Source organism: Streptomyces sp. NBC_00667 (genome assembly GCF_036226825.1).
In the GTDB taxonomy this organism is placed as follows: Bacteria; Actinomycetota; Actinomycetes; order Streptomycetales; family Streptomycetaceae; genus Streptomyces.
The window spans coordinates 3,083,809-3,110,468 of sequence record NZ_CP109022.1 but is presented as its reverse complement, the minus strand read 5'-3'; the positions used below and the strand labels follow the sequence as shown (position 1 = coordinate 3,110,468).

Below are 26,660 nucleotides of genomic sequence, written 5' to 3'. Positions count from 1 at the left end.
GCCAGATGAGACGCACCCCGACGGGTGCGTCCCGGGCTGGAATAATCGCCGGTGTGAGCGACGACCAGCGAGACCAGACCCCCGCCGACCCGGCCCCCGCGGCGCCGGCCCCGGCAGCCGGCCCGCGCCCCGAGCCCCTGCGGTTCTTCGGCACCACCTGGGTCGACCACGACGGCGGCTACGCCCTGCGCCGCGCCGGGGTCGCCGCCGGGTCCCTGGTCTCGGCCTTCGCCGCCGCGTACCTGCTGCGCTTCGCCTACGAGGGGCTGGAGATCGGCGACGTCGGCCCGTTCCTCAGCATCTCCGTCGTCGTGCTGTTCGCGATCGCCAGCGCCATCGCCTTCGTCAAGACGTGGGAGTCGTTCGGCCGCCGCCCCCGGCCGTCCTCGGACGAGGCCGCCCTCAAGGGGCTCAAAGCGATCGGTTTCATCGGCTCCCTCATCGCGTACTTCCTGCGCAGCCTGACCGAGGCCCCGGGCGAGAAGCTGCACCGCGCCGAGTACGAGCAGGCCCGCGCCGAGTTCGCCCGCCGGCGCAGCACCCGTACGGGCAACCCGTCCGCGCGCCGCCCCAAGCGCAAGAAGTAACGGGGCAGTCCCCCTCCTCCCGCCCGGCCTGTTGACGCCCGGGCACCGCCAGGAGCATTATTCATCACGTGATGAATAAATCGCCCGACGGCACCGACGGGGCTGCGGCCCCCGCCGTCCACGCCCGCGCACTCACCGTCCGCCGAGGCACCGGCCGCCACCCGCGCACCGTCCTCGACGACCTCGCCTTCGACGTCCCCCGCGGCCGCATCACCGGCCTCCTCGGCCCCTCCGGCTGCGGCAAATCAACCCTCATGCGCTCCGTCGTCGGCACGCAGGCCCACGTCACCGGCACCCTCGACGTCCTCGGCCGCCCCTCCGGCCACCCCGAGCTGCGTTCCCGCATCGGCTACGTCACCCAGGCGCCCTCCGTCTACGACGACCTCACCGTCCGGCAGAACCTCGACTACTTCGCGGCCGTCCTCACCCCGGGCCGCGCCGCCGCCGAACGCCGGCGCGCCGACGTCACCCGCGCCCTCACCGACGTCGACCTCACCACCCACGCCACCGCCCTCGCCGGCAACCTCTCCGGAGGCCAGCGCAGCCGCGTCTCCCTCGCCGTCGCCCTGCTCGGCGCCCCCGAACTGCTCGTCCTCGACGAACCCACCGTCGGCCTCGACCCCGTCCTGCGCCGCGACCTGTGGAACCTCTTCCACGAACTCACCGCCGCCCGCGGCACCACGCTCCTCGTCTCCTCCCACGTCATGGACGAGGCCGAGCGCTGCCACGACCTGCTCCTCATGCGCGAAGGCCGCATCCTCGCCCAGGACACCCCCGACGCGCTCCGCACCCGCACCCACTGCGCCACCGTCGAAGAAGCCTTCCTGCGCCTCGTCGACGAGGCCGACGCCCGAGCCCGGGAGCAGACCCGATGAACGCATCCCGCACCACCGCCACCGCCGGCCGCGTCCTGCGCCAGCTCGGCCACGACCCGCGCTCGATCGCGCTGATGCTGCTGGTCCCCGTACTGATGCTGACGCTGCTCCGCTTCGTCTACGACGGGAACCCGCACACCTTCGACAGCATCGGCGCGTCCCTCCTCGGGATCTTCCCCCTCATCACCATGTTCCTGGTGACCTCCATCGCCACCCTGCGGGAGCGCACCTCCGGCACCCTGGAGCGCCTCCTGGCCATGCCGCTCGGCAAGGGCGACCTCATCGCCGGCTACGCCCTCGCCTTCGGCGCCGTCGCCGTCGTCCAGTCCCTCCTCGCCACCGGCCTCGCCCTGTGGGTCCTCGGCCTGGACGTCCTCGGCTCCCCCTGGCTGCTCCTGCTCGTGGCGCTGCTCGACGCCCTCCTCGGCACCGCCCTCGGCCTGTTCGTCTCCGCCTTCGCCGCCTCCGAGTTCCAGGCCGTCCAGTTCATGCCGGCGGTGATCTTCCCCCAGCTCCTGCTCTGCGGCCTCCTGACGCCCCGCGCCACCATGCAGCCGGTCCTCGAAGCCCTCTCCGACGTGCTGCCGATGTCCTACGCCGTCGACGGCATGACCCAGGTCCTCGGCCACACCGACATGACCGCCGCCTTCGTCCGGGACGCCGTCATCGTCGCGGCCTGCGCCCTGCTCGTCCTCGCCCTCGGCGCGGCCACCCTGCGCCGCCGCACCCCGTAGCCCCGCGCCGACCGCCCGCCGACCGCACTGCGGACACCGGGGCCCCGGGCGCCGCCCGGATGCAAGGATGAAGACATGACCCAGACAGTCGCCGTCCTCGGCACCGGAAAGATCGGCGAGGCCCTGCTCAGCGGGATGATCCGCGGCGGTTGGCCGGCCGGCAAGCTCCTCGTCACCGCCCGCCGCGCCGAACGGGCCGCGGAACTCCGCGACCGCTACGGCGTCGAGGCCGTCAGCAACGCCGAGGCCGCGAAGCGGGCCGACACCCTCATCCTCACCGTCAAGCCGCAGGACATGGGCAAGCTCCTGGAAGAGCTCGCCCCGCACGTCCCCGCCGACCGCCTGGTCATCAGCGGCGCCGCCGGTGTCCCCACGGCCTTCTTCGAGGAACGCCTCGCCCCCGGCACCCCCGTCGTCCGCGTCATGACGAACACCCCCGCCCTCGTGGACGAGGCCATGTCCGTCATCTCGGCCGGCAGCCACGCCACCGCCGCACACCTCGCCCACACCGAGGAGATCTTCGGCGGCGTCGGCAAGACCCTGCGCGTCCCCGAATCCCAGCAGGACGCCGCGACCGCCCTCTCCGGCTCCGGCCCCGCCTACTTCTACTTCCTGGTCGAGGCCATGACGGACGCCGGCATCCTCCTCGGCCTGCCCCGCGCCCAGGCCCACGATCTGATCGTCCAGGCCGCCATCGGCGCCGCAGTGATGCTCCGCGACAGCGGCGAACACCCGGTCAAGCTGCGCGAGGCCGTCACCTCCCCCGCCGGCACGACCATCAACGCCATCGTGGAGCTGGAGAAGCACGGCGTACGGGCGGCCCTGATCGCAGCCCTCGAAGCGGCCCGCGACCGCAGCCGCGAACTCGCCTCCGGCAACAGCTGACGCCTGCCGCGGTCCGCGCCCGTGAGCGGGCCGCGGCAGTACGCCTTTCAGGGCTCCAGCAGCCCGATGTTCCGGTACGCCCGGTCCACCACCGGCCGGGCCAGCCCCCGCGCGCGCTCCGCCCCGGCCCGCAGCACCCGCTCCACCCCACCGGGATCGGCCGCCAGCTCCGCGTGCCGCTCCTGCACCGGACGCAGCACCTCGACCACCGCCTCGGCGACGTCCCGCTTGAGCGCCCCGTACCCCGCGTACCCGTCGGCCAGCGCGGCCGGCTCCCCGCCCGTACAGGCGGACAGGATGTCGAGCAGGTTCGCCACCCCGGGGCGCGTGGCCCGGTCGTAGACGACCCCGCCGTCCCCGCTGTCGGTCACGGCCCGCATCACCTTCTTGGTGATCACCGCCGGCTCGTCGAGGAGATAGACGATGCCCGCCCCGTTCTCGTGCGACTTCCCCATCTTGGACGTCGGATCCTGCAGGTCCATGACCCGCGCGGCAACGGTGGGCAGCACCACCCGCGGGACGGTGAAGGTGTGCCCGTACCGGTGGTTGAACCGGACCGCGAGATCGCGGGCCAGCTCCACGTGCTGCCGCTGGTCCTCACCGACCGGCACCTCGGCAGCCTCGTACGCCAGGATGTCGGCGGCCATCAGCACCGGGTACGTCAGCAACGACAGCCGCACGCCGTCCCCGGCCGCCTGGGCCCGCGCCGCCTTCTCCTTGTACTGGATCATCCGGCGCAGCTCGCCGTCGGTCGCGGTGCACTCCAGCAGGTAGGCCAGCCGCGTGTGTTCGTCCACGTGGCTCTGCAGGAACAGCGTGCACTTGAGGGGGTCCAGCCCGGAGGCGAGGAACAGCGTGGCCGCCTGCCTGCTGAGCCGCCGCACTCGGGCCGGATCGTGATCGACGGTCAGCGCATGCAGGTCCACCACGCAGAACAGCGCGTCCTGCGGCTCCTGCTCGGCCGCGACCCACTGCCGCAGGGCGCCCAGGTAGTTCCCCAGCGTCAGGTGCCCGCTCGGCTTGATCCCGCTGAAGATCCTCGTCATGTCCGTCTCCCTGGATGAGTGGCCTTGTGGCCGTCTGGTCGGTGGCACCGCGTGGGGCGACCGAGCCACTCCCGGGGGGAGAAACAGAAACGGCCGCCGAAGCGGCGGCCGTGAGCGCATGCGCGCGCAGGTGGAGGTCGGCCGCCGTCAGGCGGCCCACCAGCAGAGGCTGAGCGTGAGCGCATGCGTAGTCATGGGGCAGAGGCTAGCGGGGAGACCCCGGCCCGCGCCAGGGTTGACACACCTGTCGCAGGTCCGTAAGGTTCTTCGAGTTGTCCGAAGTGAGCGCCGACCCCGGTCGGTCCCCGGACGGCCATCCCGCACTACACATTCGAACGAATGACGCACTTTGGCGTCTCGTTTTCATGCGTATTTGCGAATGAGGAATCCGTGTCCGAGGACGCAGCCCCCGATTGGCATCGGGGGCGGGGAATCCGCTACTGTCTCACTCGCCGCAAGGGCCCAACGGCCCGCCCGGCAAATCCCGCTGACTGGGAGTCAGGCCCGAAAGGATCTGATAGAGTCGGAATCGCCGGAAAGGGAAACGCGAAAGCGAAGAACTGGAAGGCGGAAAACAAGCGGGACCGGTTCTGATAGAGTCGGAAACGCAAGAACAAAGAAGAACAAAGGAAGCGCCCGGAGGAAAACCCGCGAGGGTGAGTACGAAGGAAGCGTCCGTTCCTTGAGAACTCAACAGCGTGCCAAAAATCAACGCCAGAAGTTGATACCCCGTCCACTCCGGTGGATGAGGTTCCTTTGAAAAAGTCCTGTGGGGCTCCCTCGTGGAGTGCTTGCAGGCAATGAACACAGCGAGGACGTTGTGGTCAGCCGGTCTTATTCCGACTGTGGCTGGCCCGCTCTAAGTGTGTGTTTCACCCGATTACGGGTAAACATTCATGGAGAGTTTGATCCTGGCTCAGGACGAACGCTGGCGGCGTGCTTAACACATGCAAGTCGAACGATGAAGCCCTTCGGGGTGGATTAGTGGCGAACGGGTGAGTAACACGTGGGCAATCTGCCCTTCACTCTGGGACAAGCCCTGGAAACGGGGTCTAATACCGGATAATACTCCTGCCTGCATGGGCGGGGGTTGAAAGCTCCGGCGGTGAAGGATGAGCCCGCGGCCTATCAGCTTGTTGGTGGGGTAATGGCCCACCAAGGCGACGACGGGTAGCCGGCCTGAGAGGGCGACCGGCCACACTGGGACTGAGACACGGCCCAGACTCCTACGGGAGGCAGCAGTGGGGAATATTGCACAATGGGCGAAAGCCTGATGCAGCGACGCCGCGTGAGGGATGACGGCCTTCGGGTTGTAAACCTCTTTCAGCAGGGAAGAAGCGAAAGTGACGGTACCTGCAGAAGAAGCGCCGGCTAACTACGTGCCAGCAGCCGCGGTAATACGTAGGGCGCAAGCGTTGTCCGGAATTATTGGGCGTAAAGAGCTCGTAGGCGGCTTGTCACGTCGGATGTGAAAGCCCGAGGCTTAACCTCGGGTCTGCATTCGATACGGGCTAGCTAGAGTGTGGTAGGGGAGATCGGAATTCCTGGTGTAGCGGTGAAATGCGCAGATATCAGGAGGAACACCGGTGGCGAAGGCGGATCTCTGGGCCATTACTGACGCTGAGGAGCGAAAGCGTGGGGAGCGAACAGGATTAGATACCCTGGTAGTCCACGCCGTAAACGTTGGGAACTAGGTGTTGGCGACATTCCACGTCGTCGGTGCCGCAGCTAACGCATTAAGTTCCCCGCCTGGGGAGTACGGCCGCAAGGCTAAAACTCAAAGGAATTGACGGGGGCCCGCACAAGCGGCGGAGCATGTGGCTTAATTCGACGCAACGCGAAGAACCTTACCAAGGCTTGACATATACCGGAAAGCATTAGAGATAGTGCCCCCCTTGTGGTCGGTATACAGGTGGTGCATGGCTGTCGTCAGCTCGTGTCGTGAGATGTTGGGTTAAGTCCCGCAACGAGCGCAACCCTTGTCCTGTGTTGCCAGCATGCCCTTCGGGGTGATGGGGACTCACAGGAGACCGCCGGGGTCAACTCGGAGGAAGGTGGGGACGACGTCAAGTCATCATGCCCCTTATGTCTTGGGCTGCACACGTGCTACAATGGCCGGTACAATGAGCTGCGATACCGTGAGGTGGAGCGAATCTCAAAAAGCCGGTCTCAGTTCGGATTGGGGTCTGCAACTCGACCCCATGAAGTCGGAGTCGCTAGTAATCGCAGATCAGCATTGCTGCGGTGAATACGTTCCCGGGCCTTGTACACACCGCCCGTCACGTCACGAAAGTCGGTAACACCCGAAGCCGGTGGCCCAACCCGTAAGGGAGGGAGCTGTCGAAGGTGGGACTGGCGATTGGGACGAAGTCGTAACAAGGTAGCCGTACCGGAAGGTGCGGCTGGATCACCTCCTTTCTAAGGAGCACAGTACCGATTGCAGGCAAATGTTCTGCACGGTCAGCTCATGGGTGGAACGTTGATTAGTTGGCACGGTCATGGAAGACCCTCACGAGTACTGCTTCGGCGTGGAAAGTGTGCGGATCTCAAATGATCGTGCTTGGCACGTTGTTGGGTGTCTGAGGGTACGGCCGTATGGCTGTCCTTCTGCGATGCCGGCCCCAGTGAACTTGTGCTTTCGAGTGCAGGGTGATGGGTGGCTGGTCGTTGCTTGAGAACTACACAGTGGACGCGAGCATCTGTGGCCAAGTTTTTAAGGGCGCACGGTGGATGCCTTGGCACCAGGAACCGATGAAGGACGTGAGAGGCCGCGATAGGCCCCGGGGAGCTGCCAACTGAGCTTTGATCCGGGGGTGTCCGAATGGGGAAACCCGGCAGTCGTCATGGGCTGTCACCCACTGCTGAACACATAGGCAGTGTGGAGGGAACGAGGGGAAGTGAAACATCTCAGTACCCTCAGGAAGAGAAAACAACCGTGATTCCGGGAGTAGTGGCGAGCGAAACCGGATGAGGCCAAACCGTATGCGTGTGATACCCGGCAGGGGTTGCGCATGCGGGGTTGTGGGAATGAGCTTGATCGGTCTGCCGGCCGGTCGGCGAGTCAGAAACCGTTGATGTAGTCGAAGGACATGCGAAAGGTCCGGCGTAGAGGGTAAGACCCCCGTAGACGAAACATCAGCGGCTTGCTTGCTCATCTCCCAAGTAGCACGGGGCCCGAGAAATCCCGTGTGAATCTGGCGGGACCACCCGCTAAGCCTAAATATTCCCTGGTGACCGATAGCGGATAGTACCGTGAGGGAATGGTGAAAAGTACCGCGGGAGCGGAGTGAAATAGTACCTGAAACCGTGTGCCTACAAGCCGTGGGAGCGTCGCCGTTGTTCTTCGGAACAACGGTCGTGACTGCGTGCCTTTTGAAGAATGAGCCTGCGAGTTAGCGGTGTGTAGCGAGGTTAACCCGTGTGGGGAAGCCGTAGCGAAAGCGAGTCCGAATAGGGCGATTGAGTTGCACGCTCTAGACCCGAAGCGGAGTGATCTAGCCATGGGCAGGTTGAAGCGGAGGTAAGACTTCGTGGAGGACCGAACCCACCAGGGTTGAAAACCTGGGGGATGACCTGTGGTTAGGGGTGAAAGGCCAATCAAACTCCGTGATAGCTGGTTCTCCCCGAAATGCATTTAGGTGCAGCGTCGTGTGTTTCTTGCCGGAGGTAGAGCACTGGATAGGCGATGGGCCCTACCGGGTTACTGACCTTAGCCAAACTCCGAATGCCGGTAAGTGAGAGCACGGCAGTGAGACTGTGGGGGATAAGCTCCATGGTCGAGAGGGAAACAGCCCAGAGCATCGACTAAGGCCCCTAAGCGTACGCTAAGTGGGAAAGGATGTGGAGTCGCAGAGACAACCAGGAGGTTGGCTTAGAAGCAGCCACCCTTGAAAGAGTGCGTAATAGCTCACTGGTCAAGTGATTCCGCGCCGACAATGTAGCGGGGCTCAAGCGTACCGCCGAAGTCGTGTCATTGCAGCAATAGGGCCAACGCCTGCTGTGATGGGTAGGGGAGCGTCGTGTGCCGGGTGAAGCAGCAGCGGAAGCTAGTTGTGGACGGTTCACGAGTGAGAATGCAGGCATGAGTAGCGATACACACGTGAGAAACGTGTGCGCCGATTGACTAAGGGTTCCTGGGTCAAGCTGATCTGCCCAGGGTAAGTCGGGACCTAAGGCGAGGCCGACAGGCGTAGTCGATGGACAACCGGTTGATATTCCGGTACCCGCTTTGAAACGCCCAATATCGAATCAGGCGATGCTAAGTCCGTGAAGCCGTTCCGGACCCTTCGGGGAAAGGAAAGTGGTGGAGCCGACGAACCAGACTTGTAGTAGGTAAGCGATGGGGTGACGCAGGAAGGTAGTCCAGCCCGGGCGGTGGTTGTCCCGGGGTAAGGGTGTAGGCCGAGGGGTAGGCAAATCCGTCCCTCATTAAGGCTGAGACCTGATGCCGAGCCGATTGTGGTGAAGTGGATGATCCTATGCTGTCGAGAAAAGCCTCTAGCGAGTTTCATGGCGGCCCGTACCCTAAACCGACTCAGGTGGTCAGGTAGAGAATACCGAGGCGTTCGGGTGAACTATGGTTAAGGAACTCGGCAAAATGCCCCCGTAACTTCGGGAGAAGGGGGGCCATCACTGGTGAGGGAACTTGCTTCCTGAGCTGGGGGTGGCCGCAGAGACCAGCGAGAAGCGACTGTTTACTAAAAACACAGGTCCGTGCGAAGCCGTAAGGCGATGTATACGGACTGACGCCTGCCCGGTGCTGGAACGTTAAGGGGACCGGTTAGTGCGCTTTCGGGCGTGCGAAGCTGAGAACTTAAGCGCCAGTAAACGGCGGTGGTAACTATAACCATCCTAAGGTAGCGAAATTCCTTGTCGGGTAAGTTCCGACCTGCACGAATGGCGTAACGACTTCTCGACTGTCTCAACCATAGGCCCGGTGAAATTGCACTACGAGTAAAGATGCTCGTTTCGCGCAGCAGGACGGAAAGACCCCGGGACCTTTACTACAGTTTGATATTGGTGTTCGGTTCGGCTTGTGTAGGATAGGTGGGAGACTTTGAAGCCGTGACGCCAGTCATGGTGGAGTCGCCGTTGAAATACCACTCTGGTCGTGCTGGATGTCTAACCTCGGTCCGTGATCCGGATCAGGGACAGTGTCTGATGGGTAGTTTAACTGGGGCGGTTGCCTCCCAAAGAGTAACGGAGGCGCCCAAAGGTTCCCTCAGCCTGGTTGGCAATCAGGTGTTGAGTGTAAGTGCACAAGGGAGCTTGACTGTGAGACCGACGGGTCGAGCAGGGACGAAAGTCGGGACTAGTGATCCGGCGGTGGCTTGTGGAAGCGCCGTCGCTCAACGGATAAAAGGTACCCCGGGGATAACAGGCTGATCTTCCCCAAGAGTCCATATCGACGGGATGGTTTGGCACCTCGATGTCGGCTCGTCGCATCCTGGGGCTGGAGTCGGTCCCAAGGGTTGGGCTGTTCGCCCATTAAAGCGGTACGCGAGCTGGGTTTAGAACGTCGTGAGACAGTTCGGTCCCTATCCGCTGTGCGCGTAGGAATATTGAGAAGGGCTGTCCCTAGTACGAGAGGACCGGGACGGACGAACCTCTGGTGTGCCAGTTGTCCTGCCAAGGGCATGGCTGGTTGGCTACGTTCGGGAGGGATAACCGCTGAAAGCATCTAAGCGGGAAGCCTGCTTCAAGATGAGTATTCCCACCTCCTTGAGAGGGTAAGGCTCCCAGTAGACGACTGGGTTGATAGGCCAGATGTGGAAGCCCGGTAACGGGTGGAGCTGACTGGTACTAATAGGCCGAGGGCTTGTCCTCGGTTGCTCGCGTCCACTGTGTTAGTTCTGAAGTAACGACCGTGTTGTCATCCGGTTGGTCAACTTCATAGTGTTTCGGTGGTCATAGCGTTAGGGAAACGCCCGGTTACATTCCGAACCCGGAAGCTAAGCCTTTCAGCGCCGATGGTACTGCAGGGGGGACCCTGTGGGAGAGTAGGACGCCGCCGAACAATCATTGCGGGAAGCCCCGCACCGGCCCTTCGGGGCCGGTGCGGGGCTTTTCTGCGTTCACCTGCGTTTTCAGCCGATCACCCGCACGGGGTTGCGCTCCGCCCGCGCTGACGGCTCGTAAGGTGGGCTTATGGGTTATGACCTCGTCATCTTCGACAACGACGGCGTGCTGGTGGACAGTGAGCCGCTCGCCAATCGGATCCTCGCCGGGTACCTGACCGAGATCGGGCACCCCACCACGTACGACGAGTCGCTCCGCGACTACATGGGCGGCGCCGTGCACCGGGTGCACGACCTCGTGCTGCAGCGGACCGGGCAGCGGTTGCCCGAGGACTTCGACGAGATGCTGCACTCCCGGACGTTCGAGGCGTTCGCGCGCGAGCTGCGGCCCGTCGACGGTGTGGAGGAGGTGCTCGGGGCGCTGACCGCGAAGGGGGTCGCCTACTGCCTCGCCTCCTCGGGGAGCCACGAGCGGATCCGGGTCGGGCATCGCGCCGCCGGGATCGACGGGTGGTTCGAGGAGGAGTGGATTTTCAGCTCGCAGGACGTGGGCCGTGGAAAGCCCGCGCCCGATCTGTTCCTGCACGCCGCCGAACGGATGGGTGTCGAGCCGGCGCGGTGCGTGGTGGTCGAGGACAGCCCGCTCGGGGTGGAGGCCGCCGTGGCCGCGGGGATGGACGTGTACGGGTTCACCGGGATGATGCCCGCCGACCGGCTGGCCGGGGCGAAGGCCTGCTTCGGGGAGATGAAGGACCTGATCCGCTTGCTCGGCCTCGACGAGTGACCGGTGGCGGTACCGGAGCCGCCCCACTGACACGTGCTGACACGTGATTGGTGGGGTGATCGCTCTACCCACCGGTAGCCCCGGCCCCTACGCTGAGCCGCCATGACAGATGACGTGCGGCTGCGCCGTGGCCGGTGGTCCTTGGCGTTCAGTTTCTTCGTGCAGGGCGTGACCTTCGCCCTCCTCGTGACCCGGATCCCGGCCATCCAGGACCAGTACGGGATATCCGACGGGCTGCTGCCCGCCTTCCTGGCCGCCGTGCCGGTCCTCGCGGGGATTTCCAGCGTCGCTACCGAGCACCTGGTGAAGCGGATCGCGCCCGGCGTGGTCCTGAGGTGGGCCCAGCCGTTGGTACTGCTCGCCCTCCTCGGCGCCGGCGCCGGCGGGCAGATGTGGCACGTGGCCCTGGCGCTCGGGGCGTTCGGGCTGTCGGTCGGGGCGCTCGACGCCTCGATGAACATGCTCGGGGTGAGTCTCCAGCGGACGTACGGCCGCAGCATCATGCTCGGCTTCCACGCCTCGTACAGCCTGGGCGGGATCGTCGGGGCCTCCGCCGCGTGGGCGGGGGCGCATTGGCATCTGGGGCTCTTCGTGAGTTACCTGCCGGCCGTCGTCCTGTTGCTCCCGGCGGCCCTGGCGGCCAGCCGGTACTACGTGGACCAGGGCGCGCCGGGCGCGGACGGCGGCGCCGGGAAGGGCCTGGGGCCCGGCGGGTTCGGGCTGTTGCTGCCGCTGTGCCTGGTGATGGCGTGCGCGTACATCGGGGACTCGACCGTCTCGAACTGGAGCGCCAAGTACCTCCAGGACGTGCTGGGGAGTTCCGAGCAGCTGGCGACGGTCCCGTACAACGTGTACATGGTGACCACGCTGCTCGGCCGGGCCGTCGGGGACCTGGGCGTGCGCCGCTTCGGGCCGGTCGCGGTGGTGCGGGCGGGGACGGTGGTCGCGGCCGGCGGGTTCGCGGTGGTGGCCGCCGCGCCCGGGGCGTGGACGGGGATGCTCGGCTTCACCCTGCTGGGGATCGGGCTGTGCGTGATCGTGCCGCAGACCTTCGCCGCCGCGGGAAGGCTCGCTTTCGAGAAGTTCGGCCCCGGGGCGTCGGACACGGCCGTCGCCCGGCTGAACATCTTCAACTACGTGGGCTTCCTGATCGGTTCGCCGCTGGTCGGTGGGATAGGGGACGCCTGGAGCTATCGCGGCGCGATGCTGGTGCCGATGGTGCTGGTGTTGGTGACGCTGTTCTACGCCCGTTCCTTCGGCGTCGGCGGGGCCCGATACGGTGTCGGGCATGAGCGGCGAGCCGGTGACCGGGTTGTTGATGTGGGACGAGGCGGTAACGAGGTATGACTTCGGACCGAGCCATCCGATGGATCCGGTGCGCCTGGCGCTGACCATGGGTCTGGTCCGGGCCTTCGGGCTGGACCGGGCCATGGAGGTACGGGCGGCCCGGGCGGCCGGGGATTCGACGCTGCGTCTCGTGCACCGGGAGGACTACGTCGCCGCGGTGCGGGAGGTGTCGGCCGATCCCGGGGTGGCCGACGGCTCGTACGGGCTCGGCACCGTCGACGATCCGGCGTTCCACGGGATGCACGAGGCGTCGGCGCTGATCGCGGGGCAGTCGGTGGCGGCGGCCGAGGCGATCTGGCGCGGGGAGGCCGGGCACGCCGTGAACTTCGCGGGCGGGTTGCACCACGCCATGCCGGGTGGCGCGTCCGGGTTCTGCGTGTACAACGACGCGGCGCTGGCGGTGGCGCGGCTGCTGGAGCTGGGCGCCGAGCGCGTCGCGTACGTGGACGTGGACGTGCACCACGGGGACGGGGTGCAGGCGGCGTTCTGGGACGACCCGCGGGTGCTGACGGTGTCCCTGCACGAGCATCCGCGGACGCTGTTCCCGCAGACCGGGTGGCCGCAGGAGACGGGCGGGCCGGCCGCCGAGGGTTCGGCGGTCAACGTGGCGCTGCCGGCGGGGACGGGTGACGAGGGCTGGCTGCGGGCGTTCCACGCGACGGTGCCGGAGCTGCTCGCGGACTTCCGGCCGCAGGTCCTGGTGTCCCAGCACGGGGCCGATACGCATTTCGAGGATCCGCTGGCCCATTTGGCGGTGTCGTTGGACGCGCAGCGGGCCGTCCAGGAGGCGTGTCACCGGCTGGCCCACGCGTACGCGGACGGCCGCTGGCTCGCCCTGGGCGGGGGCGGCTACGCGGTGGTGGACGTCGTACCGCGCTCCTGGACCCATCTGGTCGGGATCGCGGCGCACCGGCCGGTCGATCCGGCTTCCGACGTGCCGCAGGAGTGGCGGAGCGAGGTGTACGCGCGGACCCGACAGCCGGGGCCGGTGCGGATGACGGACGGCCGGACGGTCGGATGGCGGGACTGGGAGGCGGGCTACGACCCGGCGGACAGTACGGATCAGGCCGTCCTGGCGACGCGGCGGGCGGTGTTCCCGCTGCGCGGGATGCTCGTGTAGGCGGTGGGCGCCGCGGGGTGTGCGGCGGGGTGTGCGGCGGGGCACCGTTACGCCAACCGTGGGGCTGTGCACGGGAATTGATGAGGCGCGGCGTCCGGTGCGGCAGCATCGGAGGGTGTTGAGCACCGGCGCGTTGCGTGCGCATCTGCTGGCTTCCCGGTTGGCCGGGCCCGTCGCTACGTCGCGTGAGGAGAGCCTGCGCAGTTACAGACTGTTCGCGGCCCGCGATCCGCGGGTGCTGCTGGGGCTGGAGCCGCAGTGGCGCTGGGGTGAGCGTGATCTGCTGCGGCTGATGGCGGACAGGTGCGGGGTCTCGGCGGACCCCGCGCACGTCAGCGGGCCGGACGTGATCGATCCGGAGCGGACGCTGGCCGGGCTGGAGGCGTTCGCGGCGCGGCTGGAGGAGGCGGCGCGGCGGCGGTCGCCGGTGATGTTCGGGACGGGACACCCGCACCGCCTCCTTGCGTTCTACGCCGGTTTGGCCCGTGCCCTGTCGGCGGTGGGCTGTGTTGTCCTCACCCCGGCGCAGGGGGTGCATGTCGACATGGCGACCCGGTTCGGCGTAGGAGGGCACCGCATCGATTACGTACGGGGGGTCGCACTGGTGCGGGAAGCCGGCGCGCGTCCACCGGTGAGTGTCACCGGCGCGCACACCCATTCGCCGCTGCCGGTTCGGATCGCGCTGGGGGCGTTGGCGGATGCCGGAGGGCCGTTGCCGGAACTGGTGGTGGGGGACCACGGTTGGGTCTGCGGCGCAGGTCAGTTGGGTGTGGAGGCGATCGGGCTGGCGGATACGGACGATCCGGCGCTGTTCGTGGGGGAGGCCGAGGGGCGGGTCGCGGTGACGGTTCCGCTTGATGACGGGGTGTCCTCGGATTTCTACCGGCCCCTCGTTCGTTACGTATTGGGCCGCGCCGGTCTGCCGTGGCGTCAGGAGTGGCCGTAGCTCCTCTTCCCCACTCGTATCACACGCCCCTACTCTGGGGAGTGAGCGTGCGACGACGGGGTGTAACCGGAGGGGAAGCCGGTGCCCGTCATGCGCGGAAGGTCAAGGTGTGTCATGGCTGCTGGCGAGAGGCCTCTCAGTGAGGTTCAGTTCCTGACCGTGGCGGAGGTCGCCTCGGTGATGCGAGTGTCGAAGATGACCGTGTACCGCCTGGTGCACAACGGTCATCTGCCCGCCATCCGGGTGGGCCGGTCCTTCCGGGTCCCCGAGAACGCGGTTCACGAGTACCTCCGAGAGTCTTATGTGGGGGTGGAGTCGGCTTGAGATGACTCTCGGGTTGCCCTCGGATTACAAGCTCAGAGCTCGGGCGGGTAGGCTAGGCCGACGTAGGTCGTGTGGGCCCAGACGCCCCGCACCGATCCCCGCTGGCGCGGGGATGTTCCGAGAAGTGAGCGAGGGTAGTCGTGGGCTCTGTTATCAAGAAGCGGCGTAAGCGGATGGCCAAGAAGAAGCACCGCAAGCTGCTCAAGCGCACCCGCGTCCAGCGCCGTAACAAGAAGTAAACGGCAGCTGTACGTGTTCTCCGCAGCCCCTCCACCATCCTGGTGGAGGGGCTGCGGTGTAGCCGGGGGACTTCTTCGAGGGAGGCGCTGAACTCGTGGGCAAGGTCGTTCTCGTCACTGGGGCTGCCCGGCAGCTGGGAGGCCGCTTCGTGCGCCGTATCCAGCGGGAGCCGGACGTCGATCGGGTCATCGCGGTGGATTCGGTGGGCCCCCCGCACCGGCTCGGCTCGGCCGAGTTCGTCCGTACGGACATCAGACAGTCGGCCATCGCCCGGGTGCTGGCCGAGCACGCCGTCGACACGGTGGTGCACCTCGCCGTGACGGGCGGCAGCGCGGGCAGCGGCGGCGCGCGCAGCGCCGTGAAGGAAACGAACGTCATCGGGACGATGCAGCTGCTCGGGGCGTGCCAGAAGTCCCCGACGGTACGGCGGCTCGTGGTGAAGTCCAGTACCAGTGTGTACGGGGGCACCTCGCGGGATCCGGCGGTCTTCACCGAGACGACGCAGCCGAAGTCGCTGCCGGCGGCCGGCTTCGCGAAGGACGCGGTGGAGGTCGAGGGGTACGTACGGGGCTTCGCGCGCAGGCGGCCGGACGTGGCGGTGTGCGTGCTGCGGTTCGCGAACATTCTGGGCCCCTACGCGGATTCGGCGCTGGCCGAGTACTTCTCGATCCCGGTGATGCCGACGGTGCTGGGTTACGACCCGAGGCTGCAGTTCGTCCACGAGGACGACGTGGTGGACGTGCTGCGGCTGGCGGCCGGGGAGCCCGCGCGCGGGACGCTCAACAGCGGGACCTTCAACATCGCGGGTGACGGGGTGTTGCTGCTGTCGCAGTGCGCGCGGCGGCTGGGGCGGCCCACGGTGCCGCTGGTGATGCCCGCGGTGACCTGGGTGGGTTCGGCCTTGCGGGCGGTCGGGGTGACGGAGTTCTCGCCCGAACAGATCCGGCTGCTGACGCACGGGCGGGTCGTGGAGACCACACAGATGCGGTCCACCCTAGGGTTCGAGCCGATGTACACGACCGCCGAGACGTTCGCGGACTTCGCGCGGAGCAGGGGAAGCGGGCTGTTGCCGCCGGAGCGGGTGGGGCGGGCCGTGGACCGGGTGGCCGGAATGCTGAACGCGGATCTGTCGGGTGTCGGGACGGCGGCTGAGGGAGCGGAGCGATAGTGGCGGACGCGAAGGTCATTCCCTTCGACGAGGAGCGGCCGCGCCGGCGGCCGCCGCGGCGGGTGCGGGTGGCTCCGCCGGCTGGTGAGCCGGTGGTGCAGCCCGCACCCGAGCCGGGACCGGAGGCGGCAGCGGCCGCCGGGGCGGGTGGGACCGGCGGGCCCGTGGGGCGTTCGGCTGACTGGGACCGGCGGATCGCCGGCGGGCTGGCGTTCCTGCGCAGGCGGATCACCGGGGAGTACGAGGTCGATGACTTCGGCTACGACAAGGAGCTGACGGACCAGGTCCTGATGTCCATGATGCGGCCGCTGTTCGACAAGTACTTCCGGGTCGAGGTCAAGGGCATCGAGAACATCCCGAAGGAGGGCGGCGCGCTGATCGTGTCGAACCACTCGGGGACGTTGCCGCTGGACGGGTTGATGCTCCAGGTGGCCGTGCACGACCACCATCCGGCGGAGCGGCACCTGCGGCTGCTGGCCGCGGACCTGGTGTTCATGCTGCCGGTGGTGAACGAGCTCGCCCGCAAGGCCGGTCACACGCTGGCCTGCGCGGAGGACGCGCAGCGGCTGCTGGAGGCGGGGGAGCTCGTCGGGGTGATGCCGGAGGGCTTCAAGGGGGTGGGGAAACCGTTCCGGGAGCGGTACAAGCTCCAGCGGTTCGGGCGGGGCGGGTTCGTGTCGACGGCGCTGCGGGCGCGGACGCCGATCGTGCCCTGTTCGATCGTGGGGGCGGAGGAGATCTACCCGATGGTCGGCAACGCGAAGACGCTCGCGCGGCTGTTGGGGGTGCCGTACTTCCCGGTGACGCCGACGTTCCCGTGGCTGGGGCCGCTCGGGATGGTGCCGCTGCCGACGAAGTGGACGATCCAGTTCGGGGAGCCGATCTCCACGGAGGGGTTCCCGGCGGAGGCGGCGGAGGATCCGATGCTGATGTTCAACCTGACGGACCAGGTGCGGGAGCAGATACAGCACACCTTGTACCGGCTGCTCGTGCAGCGGCGGTCCGTCTTCTTCTGACGGCGGGGTCTCGGGCGGCGAGGTGGTCTGAGGGGCCCGGACATGACGGAGCGGTGCCCGGCGGGATGGTCCGCCGGGCACCGCTCCGCTTTGTTACTCGGTGTCCTCCGCCTTGAGGCCCAGGCCCGGGAGCAGGCCGGGGAGGAGCGGCGGGAGGGTGATGTCCGGCTGGGGCTGTTGCGGTGCCGCTCCCGAGGGGGGCGGCGTGGCGTGGCCCGGGTCGGACGGGTGGAGCAGATCGCCGGTGCCGCCCAGGAGCCCGCCGGGGGCGGAGGGCTTGGAGGCCGCTGACGGGGGCGCGCTCGGGGGTGACGCCGCCGGCTGGCCTGCGGGGGACTCGGGCTGCTGCTTCCCGGGGGAGGCGCTGGGCTTCGCCTGGCCGCCCGTGGCGCCACGGGACTGCTCCGGTGGCTTGGGCAGCAGGTTCTGGATGGGCGCCACGTCTTCGTCTATGGCCTGGAAGACCGACTCGACCTCGCCCCCGACGTCGGTGAGCTGCGCCGGGAGCTTCTCCCGGAGCTTGCCCCACGCGTCGCGGTGGGAGCGGGAGAACGAGGACAGCATCTGCATCGGGCCGAGCGAGCCGTCCCGCTCGTACGCCGCCTGCAGCAGCCGGTGGCCTTCCGCCGCGTCGTGGCTCATGCCCGCCAGTGCCCGGCGGATCGCGCCCAGGGACTCGTGGTCCAGGACGCCGGTCCGGCCGCGCTCCATGAGCCTGCGGGCTTCCGAGAGCCGGTTCGAGGCCTGGTCGAGGTAGAGCTCGCCCCGGTCCGAGTCCTCGTCGGCCATGCCCAGCTTGATGTCCTCCATGCCCCGCTTGACGGGGTAGAGGGAGTCACCGGGCAGGGCGTCGGTGCTGGCAGCGGCCACTCCGCCGAAGGCCCCCGCGGCCACACCCACGGTGAGGCCGCCCGCTGCGATGCCCTTGGACCAGCGGGAGCGGGGCCGCAATTTCCGGAGCGAGGTCGCCCGGTGGGCGCCGCGGCCGGTCCGCTGTTCGGGCACGAGAGGGTCCGGTGCGGCACCGCCCCCGGCCCTCTCTTCCATTACCAGGGCCTCCATGGCGGCGACGAGCTGTGCTCGTTGCACCACTTTGACCTCGGGGTCCAGCACCGGGCGCGGCATTCTTTCGCCGAGCACGTTCGCCAGGGCCAACAACCGGTCGTGGTCGGCAGATTCGGCAGGTGCCTCGGACTGCTCGGCCGCCGGGTCCGGTTCCGAAAGGTCGGACGGGGTCCGCTCCTCCAGGGCCTGGGCGAAGGCGTTCGCCCGCCGGTGCGGAGTCACGTTCGCGATCACTGGCGGCACCTCCTCTCGTCATGACGATCGACTCCCCCAGGTGTCCGGAAGGTTGCCTTCCTTGAGCACATCCACACTTTCGAGTGAGCGGCTTCGGGCAGGGCGTGTCCACAGGGAGCCTGCATTCCGCACAACGAGCGGCGCGGCACTTGGGTTACGGACGAAGGATGATCGGACCACAGCGGCATCGGAGTCATCAAGGGTCGGTGGTGTCGGGAGGCGGTCAGCGGGCGTCGTCCGGGAGGAGGCGGGCCAGGGTGCGGACCGCCCGGTACTGGAGGGTTTTGATCGCGCCCTCGTTCTTCCCCATCACCCGGGCCGTCTCGGCGACCGAGAGGCCCTGCAGGAAGCGCAGGGTCACGCACTCCTGCTGCTGCGGGTTGAGTTTCCGTACGGCCTCCAGCAGGGCCGCGTTGGAGAGGGACTCCAGGACGGAGTCCTCGGGGGAGCGTTCCACCTCGTTGGCGTCGAGCATCTCGCCCGTGGTCACTTCCAGGCGGAAGCGGCTGGACTTGAAGTGGTCGGCCACCAGGTTGCGGGCGATCGTCACCAGCCAGGCCCCGAAGTCGCGGCCCTGCCAGGTGAAGGTGGAGATGCGGCGCAGCGCGCGCAGGAAGGTCTCGCTGGTGAGATCCTCCGCGGTCGCCTTGCCGCCGACGCGGTAGTAGATGTAGCGGTACACCGTGTCGCTGTACTGGTCGTAGAGCCGGCCGAAGGCTTCGGCCTCGCCGGCCTGGGCGCGTTCGACCAGGTCCATCATGCGGGCCTGGTCGCTGTCCGCGGTGGGGCGGCGGGCGGCGGGCGCGCTCGTGCCGGTGGCGGTGCCCGCACCGCCCGCGCGACCGCGTCTGCCCACCGTCGCTCCGCCGTCGGTCAGGGCGTAGCAAGGACCGGCCGGGCCGAGGCCGGCAGGGACCGCGGCGGCGAAGGCGGGGACGGCGTACGCGGTGGGGACGAAGCCGCGCAGGTGGTCGAGGACCGTTGCGCGCAGCGTAGCCAGGCCCGAGGCGTCAACCCCGACAGGTGGGTACACGGGACTCCCAGAGGCAGAGCTTCCATCACGTGCAGTGCGGGACCGTTCACCCGTCGTGGCGACAGATGGTCGGTGGCATGCGTTTGAGGAGAATAACGCTTCGTACAGGCAGCACTACACCCAGTTGCTCAAATCACCGGTTCCGACACTTCTGTTGCGTACCGAGGGCATATTCAGTCGCAGTTGATGATCGGTTCCTGATCGGTTGGATACGCGGAATGGGCGCTTCCGCGGTGCTGGGCGACCGAGTCGGGCATGCCGGAGTGCCGCGCCGACGGCGCGGGTAAAGGTGCGGGATTGCGCGCGGGGACCCTGGGGCTACTTGCGGCGGCGGTGCAGGGCGATGGCGGCGGCCGTGCCGCCCGCGATAGCGCCGACCCCGGCGGCCGCCGGGACGCCGACCTTCACGGCCTTGCGGCCGGTCCGATAGTCGCGCAGCCGCCAGTCGTGTGCCTGGGCATGCTTGCGCAGTTTTGTATCGGGATTGATCGCGTACGGATGTCCGACCAGTGACAGCATCGGGATGTCGTTGTGCGAATCGCTGTAGGCGGCGCAGCGTTCGAGAGCGAGTCCCTCGGCGGCGGCCAGGGCGCGTACCGCCTCCGCCTTCGCGGGGCCGTGCAGCGGCTCGCCGACCAGGCGGCCGGTGTAGATGCCGTCGACGGACTCGGCGACGGTGCCCAGGGCGCCGGTCAGGCCCAGGCGCCGGGCGATGATCGTGGCGGTCTCGACGGGGGCGGCCGTCACCAGCCACACCTTCTGGCCGGCGTCGAGGTGGGCCTGGGCCAGGGCGCGGGTGCCCGGCCAGATCCGCTCGGCCATGTACTCGTCATAGATCTCCTCGCCGATCGCCATGAGTTCGCAGACCTTGTGGCCCTTGACGATGGACAGCGCGCTGTCACGGGCGTCCTGCATGTGCTCGGGGTCCTCGACCCCGGCGAGCCTGAACCAGGCCTGCTGCCAGGCGAAGCGGGCCAGTTCGCGGCGGCGGAAGAACTCGCGCTTGTAGAGGCCGCGGCCGAAGTGGAAGATCGCGGCGCCCTGCATGACGGTGTTGTCGAGGTCGAAGAAGGCGGCGGCGAGGTCGTCGCCCTGGACCGGGAACTCGGCCTCGGCGGGCGTCTCGGGGGCCGCTTCCGGCGCTCGGTGGAGAGGTGGCGCCTCGTCCTGCGCGCTCTTGCGGGCGGCCTCGGCCGAGGCCTCGCCTGCCAGCACGCTCCGCGCGGTGGCGGAGCGCCTACGGGGGGTGAGCCATCCCAGAGCGGCCATGACGCGAGCATAGCCACTGTGTTCGGGAGTTCCCGAACCGAGGAGGAACGCGGGCGTGAACTCTTCGGAACGGCTGCCTCCGCGGCCGTCGGTGGCGCTCGCGCGGCGCGGGACAATGAGGACATGAGTCCTCTGTTGCGCCGCAAGGAGAAGAAGCGCCCCGGGGAGCGGCTGGTCACGCTCATCGGGAAGCCGGGATGTCATCTGTGTGACGACGCCCAGGAGGTGGTCGAGAGGATCTGCGCCGAGACCGGGGCGCGGTGGGAGAAGAAGGACATCTCGCAGGACGAGGAGCTGTACCGGCTGCACTGGGAACAGATCCCCGTGGTGCTGGTGGATGGTGAACAGCACACCTTCTGGAGGGTGAACCCCGAGCGGCTGCGCCGGGCGTTGGAGGGCTGACCGTCCGGCCGGTTACCATCATGGGCGATTTGTGGGGGCTCGGGGGCGTATCGATGAGGAGTGTGCACCGGTTTGCCCCCCTCCGGATTTGAACGAGTTCGGCCCGTTCCCGGTTCCGCCCCTCGGTGCGGCGACCGCGTGACCCCGGTCACTTTGGACGGACAAAACGGACACAATCTTTGTGCACGCGTTCACAAAGACATAGCCTGCTTCCGACGGGGCGGTCTTGGGACAAGTGACCGCCTGCAGCCCCGCTCATCCCGCAGGAGCATCGTGGCAACTGGCCGAACTCACCGACCGGCGACCCGCAGCCGAGGTATTCCCGAGGCCACTGTCGCCAGGCTTCCGCTGTACTTGCGTGCCCTCACCGCGCTCTCCGAGCGATCGGTGCCCACGGTGTCCTCCGAGGAGCTCGCGGCCGCCGCCGGAGTGAACTCCGCCAAGCTCCGCAAGGACTTCTCCTACCTCGGCTCCTACGGCACGCGCGGCGTCGGCTACGACGTCGAGTACCTCGTCTACCAGATCTCCCGCGAACTCGGGCTGACCCAGGACTGGCCGGTCGTCATCGTCGGCATCGGCAACCTCGGTGCGGCCCTGGCCAACTACGGCGGTTTCGCCTCGCGCGGGTTCCGGGTAGCGGCACTGATCGACGCGGACCCGGCGATGGCGGGCAAGCCGGTGGCCGGAATGCCCGTGCAGCACACCGACGACCTGGAAAAGATCATCGAGGAGAACGGCGTCTCCATCGGGGTGATCGCCACTCCGGCGGGCGCGGCGCAGCAGGTGAGCGAGCGGCTCATCGCGGCGGGCGTCACCTCCATCCTGAACTTCGCGCCGACCGTGCTGTCCGTGCCGGACGGCGTCGACGTGCGCAAGGTGGACCTGTCGATCGAGCTCCAGATCCTGGCGTTCCACGAGCAGCGCAAGGCCGGCGAGGAAGCGGCTGCCGCCGCGGGCTCCGCCGGTGACCCGGGTGCCGCCGCCGCTGTCGCGGGCGCGACCGGTGCGGCCGCCGCCGAGAGCCCCGTGGCCGCTGCTGCCGCGGCCGCCTCCGGCGTCCGCAAGGGCGGTCCCGAAGGTGATGTTCCGGCGGTGATGCCGGCATGAGTCTGCTGGTCGTAGGGCTGAGCCACCGCAGCGCGCCGGTGAGCGTGCTGGAGCGGGCCTCGCTGTCCGCGGACGCCAAGGTCAAGCTGCTGCACGACACCCTCGCCGCCGAGCCGGCGACGGAGGCGACGGTGCTCGCCACCTGCAACCGCATCGAGCTGTACGCGGACGTGGACAAGTTCCACGCCGGTGTGGCCGAGCTGTCGACGTTGCTGGCGCAGCACAGCGGGGTGGCGCTGGAGGAGCTCACTCCCTACCTCTACGTGCACTACGAGGACCGGGCGGTGCACCACCTGTTCTCGGTGGCGTGCGGGCTGGACTCGATGGTGGTCGGCGAGGGCCAGATCCTCGGGCAGATCAAGGACGCGCTGGCGCTGGGGCAGGAGCAGCACACGGCCGGCCGGCTGATCAACGACCTGTTCCAGCAGGCGCTGCGGGTCGGCAAGCGGGCGCACTCGGAGACCGGGATCGACCGGGCCGGGCAGTCGCTGGTGACGTTCGGGCTGGAGCAGCTGTCCATGGGGGCCGAGGTCCCCGCATGGGCGGCGGGCAAGCGGGCGCTGGTGATCGGCGCCGGCTCGATGTCGTCGCTGGCGGCGGCGACGCTGGCGCGGGTCGGCGTGGCCGAGATCGTCGTGGCGAACCGGACCGCGGAGCGGGCGGAGCGTTTGGCCGGGATTCTGGTTGCCTCGGGCACCGGGGTGGCGGCGCGGGCCGTACCGATGGCCTCCGTGGCGGGTGAGCTGGCGCGGGCCGACGTGGTCGTGTCCTGCACGGGCGCGACGGGGCTGGTGCTGACCGCCGACGACGTGCTGGCCGCCGTCTCCCAGGGCGCCGCCCCGGACCCCGCGCCCCGGCCTCCCGCGGAATCCGCCCCGGCGTACCCCCAGGCGGGGCCGGAAGCGGCGGGTGTGGACGGGGTCGACCCGGGCGTGCTCGCGCGGCTCGTGGCGGCCGCCGAGGGCGGGCGCAGGCTCGCCGACGCCGGGGCCGTGCGGGTCATCAGCGCTCCGGCCGAGCGGGACGAGTGCCCGCTCGGGCCCGACGGGCGCTCCGCGCTCACCGGGGTCGACGCCAACTCCCTGGAGCTGCACGGAACGTGGGCCGACCAGGGCGAGGCCACCGCGCACCGGCAGCCCCGCAAGGGCGCCCGTGGCCAGGTCGACGTCCGGCCGGTCCGTCTCGCGCTGCTCGACCTGGCCATGCCGCGCGACATCGACGCGGCCGTCCACCGGATCCCCGGCGTACGGCTGGTCGACATCGAGTCGCTCGCCGAGGCCTCGGCGGACGCCCCGATGGCCGCCGACGTCGACGCGGTGCGCGCGATCGTCGCCGAGGAGGTGGCGGCCTTCGGCGCGGCCCAGCGGGCCGCGCACATCACGCCCACCGTCGTCGCGCTGCGCGCCATGGCCGCCGAGGTGGTGGCCATGGAGGTGGCCCGCCTCGACGGACGCCTGCCGGATCTGGACGAGCGCCAGCGGGCCGAAGTGACGCAGACCGTGCGGCGCGTCGTAGACAAGCTCCTCCACGCGCCGACCGTGCGCGTCAAGCAGCTCGCGAGCGAGCCCGGCGGCGCCGGGTACGCGGAGGCGCTGCGCGAACTCTTCGACCTCGACCCTCAGACGGTGGCCTCCGTCAGCCGGGCGGACGCGGCCGATCCGAAGAACGACGACCCAGGACGGGCATCATGAACACACGTCCCGACCAGCCCCTCCGGCTTGGCACGCGACGCAGCAAGCTGGCCATGTCGCAGTCCGGGCACGTCGCCGAGGCGGTACGGGCGGTCACCGGCCGGCCCGTCGAGCTCGTGGAGATCACGACCTACGGTGACGTGTCCCGGGAGCACCTCGCGCAGATCGGGGGCACCGGTGTCTTCGTCACCGCCCTGCGCGACGCGCTGGTCCGGGGCGAGGTGGACTTCGCCGTCCACTCGCTCAAGGACCTGCCGACCACGCAGCCCGAGGAGCTGGTGATCGCGGCCATGCCGAAGCGGGAGGACGCGCGGGACGCGCTCGTCGCCCGTGACGGCCTGACCTTCGAGCAGCTGCCGGACGGCGCGCGGATCGGTACCGGTTCGCCGCGCCGGATGGCGCAGCTGCACGCGTACGCCAAGAGCCTGGGCAAGGTCGTCGAGACCGTGCCGATCCGCGGGAACGTCGACACCCGGATCGGGTACGTGCGCGCCGGTGAGCTCGACGCCGTCGTCCTGGCCGCCGCCGGCCTGAACCGCATCGGCCGCGGCGACGAAGCCACCGACCTGCTGTCCGTGGACAACGTGCTGCCCGCACCCGGCCAGGGAGCCCTGGCCGTGGAGTGCCTCGCGTCGGACACGGCCCTGATCGCCGCCCTCGCCGAACTCGACGACCCGTTCACGCGGGCCGCCGTGACCGCCGAGCGGTCCCTCCTCGCCGCCCTGGAGGCCGGATGCAGCGCCCCCGTGGGCGCGCTCGCCGACCTCCTGGCCGACGGGCAGATTGTCAATGAGATGCGCCTGCGCGGCGTCGTCGGAACCCTCGACGGCTCGACGCTGGTGCAGCTGTCCACCACCGGTCCCGTGCCCCAGTCTTACGACGAGGCCATGGCGCTCGGCCGCGAACTCGCGGACGAGATGCTGGCCAAGGGCGCGGCCGGTCTGATGGGGGAGCGATCGCTTTGAACCCCTCAAGTCCCACTCCCTCCGCCTTCGCGGCGGTCGCCGCCCACGGGCACGTCACCTTCCTGGGTGCCGGCCCCGGTGACCCGGGTCTGCTGACACTGCGGGCCGTGGAGGCGCTGGCCTCGGCGGACGTGCTGATCGCGGAGCCCGAGGTGCTGGAGGTCGTACGTACCCACGCGCGCGCGGGTGTCGACACGCCGCAGCTGACGGTCGCTGACGAGATGTCAGCAGCCGCCGGGGTACCGGTGATCCGCGACGCGACCAATCTTGTCATGGAGGCCGCGCGGTCCGGCAGGCGGGTCGTGCGTGCCGTCACCGGCGACCCCGGGCTCGACGGCAACGCGGCCGAGGAGATGCTCGTCTGCGCCACCGAGGGGATCCCCTTCGAGGTGGTGCCCGGTGTCGCGACCGCCGTCGGCGTGCCCGCGTACGCCGGTGTGCCGCTGCGCGGCCGGGGCGGCGCCGACGTGCGCTTCGTGGACGCGCGTACCGCCTCGGCGCGGTGCTGGAGCGAGGTCGGCGCGAGCGACGGCGTCCTCGTCGTCTCCGCGACGCTGGAGACGGTGTCGGCGGCCGCCGCGGAGCTGGTGGGCGCCGGGCGGGGGGCCGACACGCCGCTGACGGTGACCGTGGCCGGTACGACGACCCGGCAGCGCACCTGGAGCGCGACGCTGGGCTCCATCGCGCAGGTCTTCAAGCAGGGCAAGGTGCTCCCCTCGCCCGAGGGGTCGCGGCCGGTCATAGCCGTGGTCGGTGAGCACGGCGCCGCCGCGCGGCGTGAGGACCTGGCCTGGTTCGAGTCGAAGCCGCTGTTCGGCTGGCGGGTGCTCGTGCCGCGCACGAAGGAGCAGGCCGCCTCGCTCTCCGACCAGCTGCGTTCGTACGGCGCGGTGCCGCACGAGGTGCCGACCATCGCCGTGGAGCCGCCGCGCACCCCGCAGCAGATGGAGCGGGCCGTCAAGGGCCTGGTCACCGGCCGCTACGAGTGGATCGCGTTCACCTCCGTCAACGCGGTGAAGGCGGTGCGGGAGAAGTTCGAGGAGTACGGGCTCGACGCGCGCGCCTTCGCGGGCATCAAGGTCGCCGCAGTGGGCGAGCAGACCGCCGCCGCGCTGGTCGAGTTCGGTGTGAAGCCGGACCTGGTGCCGAGCGGCGAGCAGTCGGCCGCCGGGCTGCTGGAGGACTGGCCGCCCTACGACCCGGTCTTCGACCCGATCGACCGCGTCTTCCTGCCGCGCGCCGACATCGCGACCGAGACGCTGGTCGCGGGCCTGATAGAGCTCGGGTGGGAGGTCGACGACGTCACCGCCTACCGGACGGTGCGCGCGTCGCCGCCGCCGGCGGACACGCGTGAGGCGATCAAGGGCGGCGGCTTCGACGCCGTTCTCTTCACGTCGTCCTCCACGGTGCGCAACCTCGTCGGGATCGCCGGCAAGCCGCACAACGTCACCGTGATCGCCTGCATCGGCCCCGCGACGGCCAAGACGGCGGAGGAGCACGGTCTGCGGGTCGACGTGCTCTCGCCCGAGCCGAGCGTGGGCAAGCTGGCCGAGGCCCTGGCCGAGTACGGCGCGGCGCGCCGCGAGGCGGCCAAGGAGGCCGGCGAGTCGGTGTACCGGCCGAGCGAGCGCCGTCCGGGCGCGCGCCGCCGCCGTACCACCTGACGGCGGGCAGCAGGCACGACGGGGCCCGGACGCGACGCGTCCGGGCCCCGCGGCGTAGCCGGGCCGTGGTGCGGCGCGGGGGCCGGCGGGGGTACGGCCTACGCTGGTTCCCGACTGTTCTCGACGCTCGAAGAGGCGACT

The 26,660-nt window shown here is 68.9% G+C and carries 21 protein-coding genes and 3 rRNA genes; 20 read left to right on the top strand and 4 right to left on the bottom strand.

Annotation, left to right across the window (positions count from 1 at the left end):
* Window positions 1-53 precede the first annotated feature (53 nt).
* From OHA81_RS14445 to proC, 4 genes are all read left to right on the top strand, one after another.
* The gene (locus tag OHA81_RS14445) at window positions 54-587 is read left to right on the top strand and encodes a hypothetical protein (RefSeq protein WP_329196114.1); all 534 of its coding nucleotides are present in this window, start codon (window positions 54-56) and stop codon (window positions 585-587) included.
* A 71-nt stretch (window positions 588-658) separates the two neighbouring features.
* The gene (locus OHA81_RS14440; protein WP_329196113.1) at window positions 659-1,462 is read left to right on the top strand and encodes an ABC transporter ATP-binding protein; all 804 of its coding nucleotides are present in this window, start codon (window positions 659-661) and stop codon (window positions 1,460-1,462) included.
* On the top strand, window positions 1,459-2,196 hold the full coding sequence (locus OHA81_RS14435; protein ID WP_329196112.1) for an ABC transporter permease: 738 nt from the start codon (window positions 1,459-1,461) through the stop codon (window positions 2,194-2,196). Before OHA81_RS14440 ends, OHA81_RS14435 begins: the two co-directional genes overlap by 4 nt.
* A gap of 75 nt (window positions 2,197-2,271) precedes the next feature.
* Window positions 2,272-3,081 (top strand): pyrroline-5-carboxylate reductase, encoded by an 810-nt coding sequence (proC, locus tag OHA81_RS14430; RefSeq protein ID WP_190185916.1) that lies wholly within the window; start codon window positions 2,272-2,274, stop codon window positions 3,079-3,081.
* Between the two features lie 47 nt (window positions 3,082-3,128).
* Here the strand turns inward: proC and trpS are convergent, their stop codons facing one another.
* Window positions 3,129-4,127, bottom strand: coding sequence for a tryptophan--tRNA ligase (gene trpS, locus OHA81_RS14425; protein WP_329196109.1), 999 nt, complete (start codon window positions 4,125-4,127; stop codon window positions 3,129-3,131).
* Between the two features lie 893 nt (window positions 4,128-5,020).
* Between trpS and OHA81_RS14420 the strand changes: the two genes are divergently transcribed.
* From OHA81_RS14420 to OHA81_RS14370, 11 genes are all read left to right on the top strand, one after another.
* A 16S ribosomal RNA gene (locus OHA81_RS14420) occupies window positions 5,021-6,545 on the top strand.
* Between the two features lie 285 nt (window positions 6,546-6,830).
* A 23S ribosomal RNA gene (locus OHA81_RS14415) occupies window positions 6,831-9,953 on the top strand.
* Window positions 9,954-10,026: 73 nt separating this feature from the next.
* A 5S ribosomal RNA gene (rrf, locus tag OHA81_RS14410) occupies window positions 10,027-10,143 on the top strand.
* The 16S, 23S and 5S rRNA genes sit together here, the layout of an rRNA operon.
* A gap of 131 nt (window positions 10,144-10,274) precedes the next feature.
* Entirely contained in the window at window positions 10,275-10,928 is a 654-nt protein-coding gene (locus OHA81_RS14405; protein WP_329196107.1) for an HAD family hydrolase, read from the top strand.
* A 102-nt stretch (window positions 10,929-11,030) separates the two neighbouring features.
* Window positions 11,031-12,275: an MFS transporter gene (locus OHA81_RS14400; RefSeq protein WP_329196105.1), complete on the top strand. Its 1,245-nt coding sequence runs from the start codon at window positions 11,031-11,033 to the stop codon at window positions 12,273-12,275.
* Complete coding sequence (locus OHA81_RS14395) at window positions 12,247-13,395, top strand: acetoin utilization protein AcuC (protein WP_329202284.1); 1,149 nt, start codon at window positions 12,247-12,249, stop codon at window positions 13,393-13,395. The genes OHA81_RS14400 and OHA81_RS14395 overlap by 29 nt, the downstream gene beginning before the upstream one ends.
* Window positions 13,396-13,510: 115 nt before the next feature.
* Window positions 13,511-14,341 carry a phosphatase gene (locus OHA81_RS14390; protein ID WP_329196103.1) on the top strand — a complete coding sequence of 277 codons (831 nt, stop codon included), beginning with the start codon at window positions 13,511-13,513 and terminating at the stop codon, window positions 14,339-14,341.
* A gap of 114 nt (window positions 14,342-14,455) precedes the next feature.
* Window positions 14,456-14,665, top strand: a complete 210-nt coding sequence (locus OHA81_RS14385; RefSeq protein ID WP_008738568.1) for a helix-turn-helix domain-containing protein — start codon at window positions 14,456-14,458, stop codon at window positions 14,663-14,665.
* Between the two features lie 140 nt (window positions 14,666-14,805).
* On the top strand, window positions 14,806-14,904 hold the full coding sequence (locus OHA81_RS14380; protein WP_003948845.1) for a 30S ribosomal protein bS22: 99 nt from the start codon (window positions 14,806-14,808) through the stop codon (window positions 14,902-14,904).
* Between the two features lie 95 nt (window positions 14,905-14,999).
* Window positions 15,000-16,073, top strand: a complete 1,074-nt coding sequence (locus OHA81_RS14375) for an NAD-dependent epimerase/dehydratase family protein (protein ID WP_329196101.1) — start codon at window positions 15,000-15,002, stop codon at window positions 16,071-16,073.
* A complete protein-coding gene (locus tag OHA81_RS14370; protein WP_329196099.1) occupies window positions 16,073-17,089 on the top strand; it encodes a lysophospholipid acyltransferase family protein in 1,017 nt (338 codons plus the stop codon). The genes OHA81_RS14375 and OHA81_RS14370 overlap by 1 nt, the downstream gene beginning before the upstream one ends.
* 93 nt (window positions 17,090-17,182) lie before the next feature.
* Here OHA81_RS14370 and OHA81_RS14365 read toward each other — a convergent pair whose 3' ends face one another.
* From OHA81_RS14365 to OHA81_RS14355, 3 genes are all read right to left on the bottom strand, one after another.
* Window positions 17,183-18,388: a DUF5667 domain-containing protein gene (locus OHA81_RS14365; protein WP_329196097.1), complete on the bottom strand. Its 1,206-nt coding sequence runs from the start codon at window positions 18,386-18,388 to the stop codon at window positions 17,183-17,185.
* 223 nt (window positions 18,389-18,611) lie between these two features.
* On the bottom strand, window positions 18,612-19,421 hold the full coding sequence (locus OHA81_RS14360) for an ECF subfamily RNA polymerase sigma factor, BldN family (protein ID WP_329196095.1): 810 nt from the start codon (window positions 19,419-19,421) through the stop codon (window positions 18,612-18,614).
* Between the two features lie 318 nt (window positions 19,422-19,739).
* Complete coding sequence (locus OHA81_RS14355) at window positions 19,740-20,690, bottom strand: HAD family hydrolase (protein WP_329196093.1); 951 nt, start codon at window positions 20,688-20,690, stop codon at window positions 19,740-19,742.
* Between the two features lie 123 nt (window positions 20,691-20,813).
* On the opposite strand from OHA81_RS14355, the gene OHA81_RS14350 reads away from it, so the two are divergent.
* The 5 genes from OHA81_RS14350 (at window position 20,814) to OHA81_RS14330 (ending at window position 26,519) form a co-directional block, all read left to right on the top strand.
* The gene (locus OHA81_RS14350) at window positions 20,814-21,092 is read left to right on the top strand and encodes a glutaredoxin family protein (protein ID WP_329196091.1); all 279 of its coding nucleotides are present in this window, start codon (window positions 20,814-20,816) and stop codon (window positions 21,090-21,092) included.
* 273 nt (window positions 21,093-21,365) lie between these two features.
* Entirely contained in the window at window positions 21,366-22,199 is an 834-nt protein-coding gene (locus OHA81_RS14345; RefSeq protein WP_329196089.1) for a redox-sensing transcriptional repressor Rex, read from the top strand.
* On the top strand, window positions 22,196-23,890 hold the full coding sequence (locus OHA81_RS14340; protein WP_329196087.1) for a glutamyl-tRNA reductase: 1,695 nt from the start codon (window positions 22,196-22,198) through the stop codon (window positions 23,888-23,890). The genes OHA81_RS14345 and OHA81_RS14340 overlap by 4 nt, the downstream gene beginning before the upstream one ends.
* Window positions 23,887-24,855, top strand: coding sequence for a hydroxymethylbilane synthase (gene hemC / locus OHA81_RS14335; protein ID WP_329196085.1), 969 nt, complete (start codon window positions 23,887-23,889; stop codon window positions 24,853-24,855). The genes OHA81_RS14340 and hemC overlap by 4 nt, the downstream gene beginning before the upstream one ends.
* Window positions 24,852-26,519, top strand: a complete 1,668-nt coding sequence (locus tag OHA81_RS14330) for a bifunctional uroporphyrinogen-III C-methyltransferase/uroporphyrinogen-III synthase (protein WP_329196083.1) — start codon at window positions 24,852-24,854, stop codon at window positions 26,517-26,519. Before hemC ends, OHA81_RS14330 begins: the two co-directional genes overlap by 4 nt.
* Window positions 26,520-26,660: the final 141 nt, after the last annotated feature.

Bases quoted from the DNA above. Each gene is read 5' to 3' on its own strand.
- OHA81_RS14440 (WP_329196113.1), top strand. From the start codon at position 659: ATGAATAAATCGCCCGACGGCACCGACGGGGCTGCGGCCCCCGCCGTC.
- OHA81_RS14435 (WP_329196112.1), top strand. From the start codon at position 1,459: ATGAACGCATCCCGCACCACCGCCACCGCCGGCCGCGTCCTGCGCCAG.
- proC (WP_190185916.1), top strand. From the start codon at position 2,272: ATGACCCAGACAGTCGCCGTCCTCGGCACCGGAAAGATCGGCGAGGCC.
- trpS (WP_329196109.1), bottom strand. From the start codon at position 4,127: ATGACGAGGATCTTCAGCGGGATCAAGCCGAGCGGGCACCTGACGCTG.
- OHA81_RS14405 (WP_329196107.1), top strand. From the start codon at position 10,275: ATGGGTTATGACCTCGTCATCTTCGACAACGACGGCGTGCTGGTGGAC.
- OHA81_RS14400 (WP_329196105.1), top strand. From the start codon at position 11,031: ATGACAGATGACGTGCGGCTGCGCCGTGGCCGGTGGTCCTTGGCGTTC.
- OHA81_RS14395 (WP_329202284.1), top strand. From the start codon at position 12,247: ATGTGGGACGAGGCGGTAACGAGGTATGACTTCGGACCGAGCCATCCG.
- OHA81_RS14385 (WP_008738568.1), top strand. From the start codon at position 14,456: ATGGCTGCTGGCGAGAGGCCTCTCAGTGAGGTTCAGTTCCTGACCGTG.
- OHA81_RS14355 (WP_329196093.1), bottom strand. From the start codon at position 20,690: ATGGCCGCTCTGGGATGGCTCACCCCCCGTAGGCGCTCCGCCACCGCG.
- OHA81_RS14350 (WP_329196091.1), top strand. From the start codon at position 20,814: ATGAGTCCTCTGTTGCGCCGCAAGGAGAAGAAGCGCCCCGGGGAGCGG.
- OHA81_RS14340 (WP_329196087.1), top strand. From the start codon at position 22,196: ATGAGTCTGCTGGTCGTAGGGCTGAGCCACCGCAGCGCGCCGGTGAGC.
- hemC (WP_329196085.1), top strand. From the start codon at position 23,887: ATGAACACACGTCCCGACCAGCCCCTCCGGCTTGGCACGCGACGCAGC.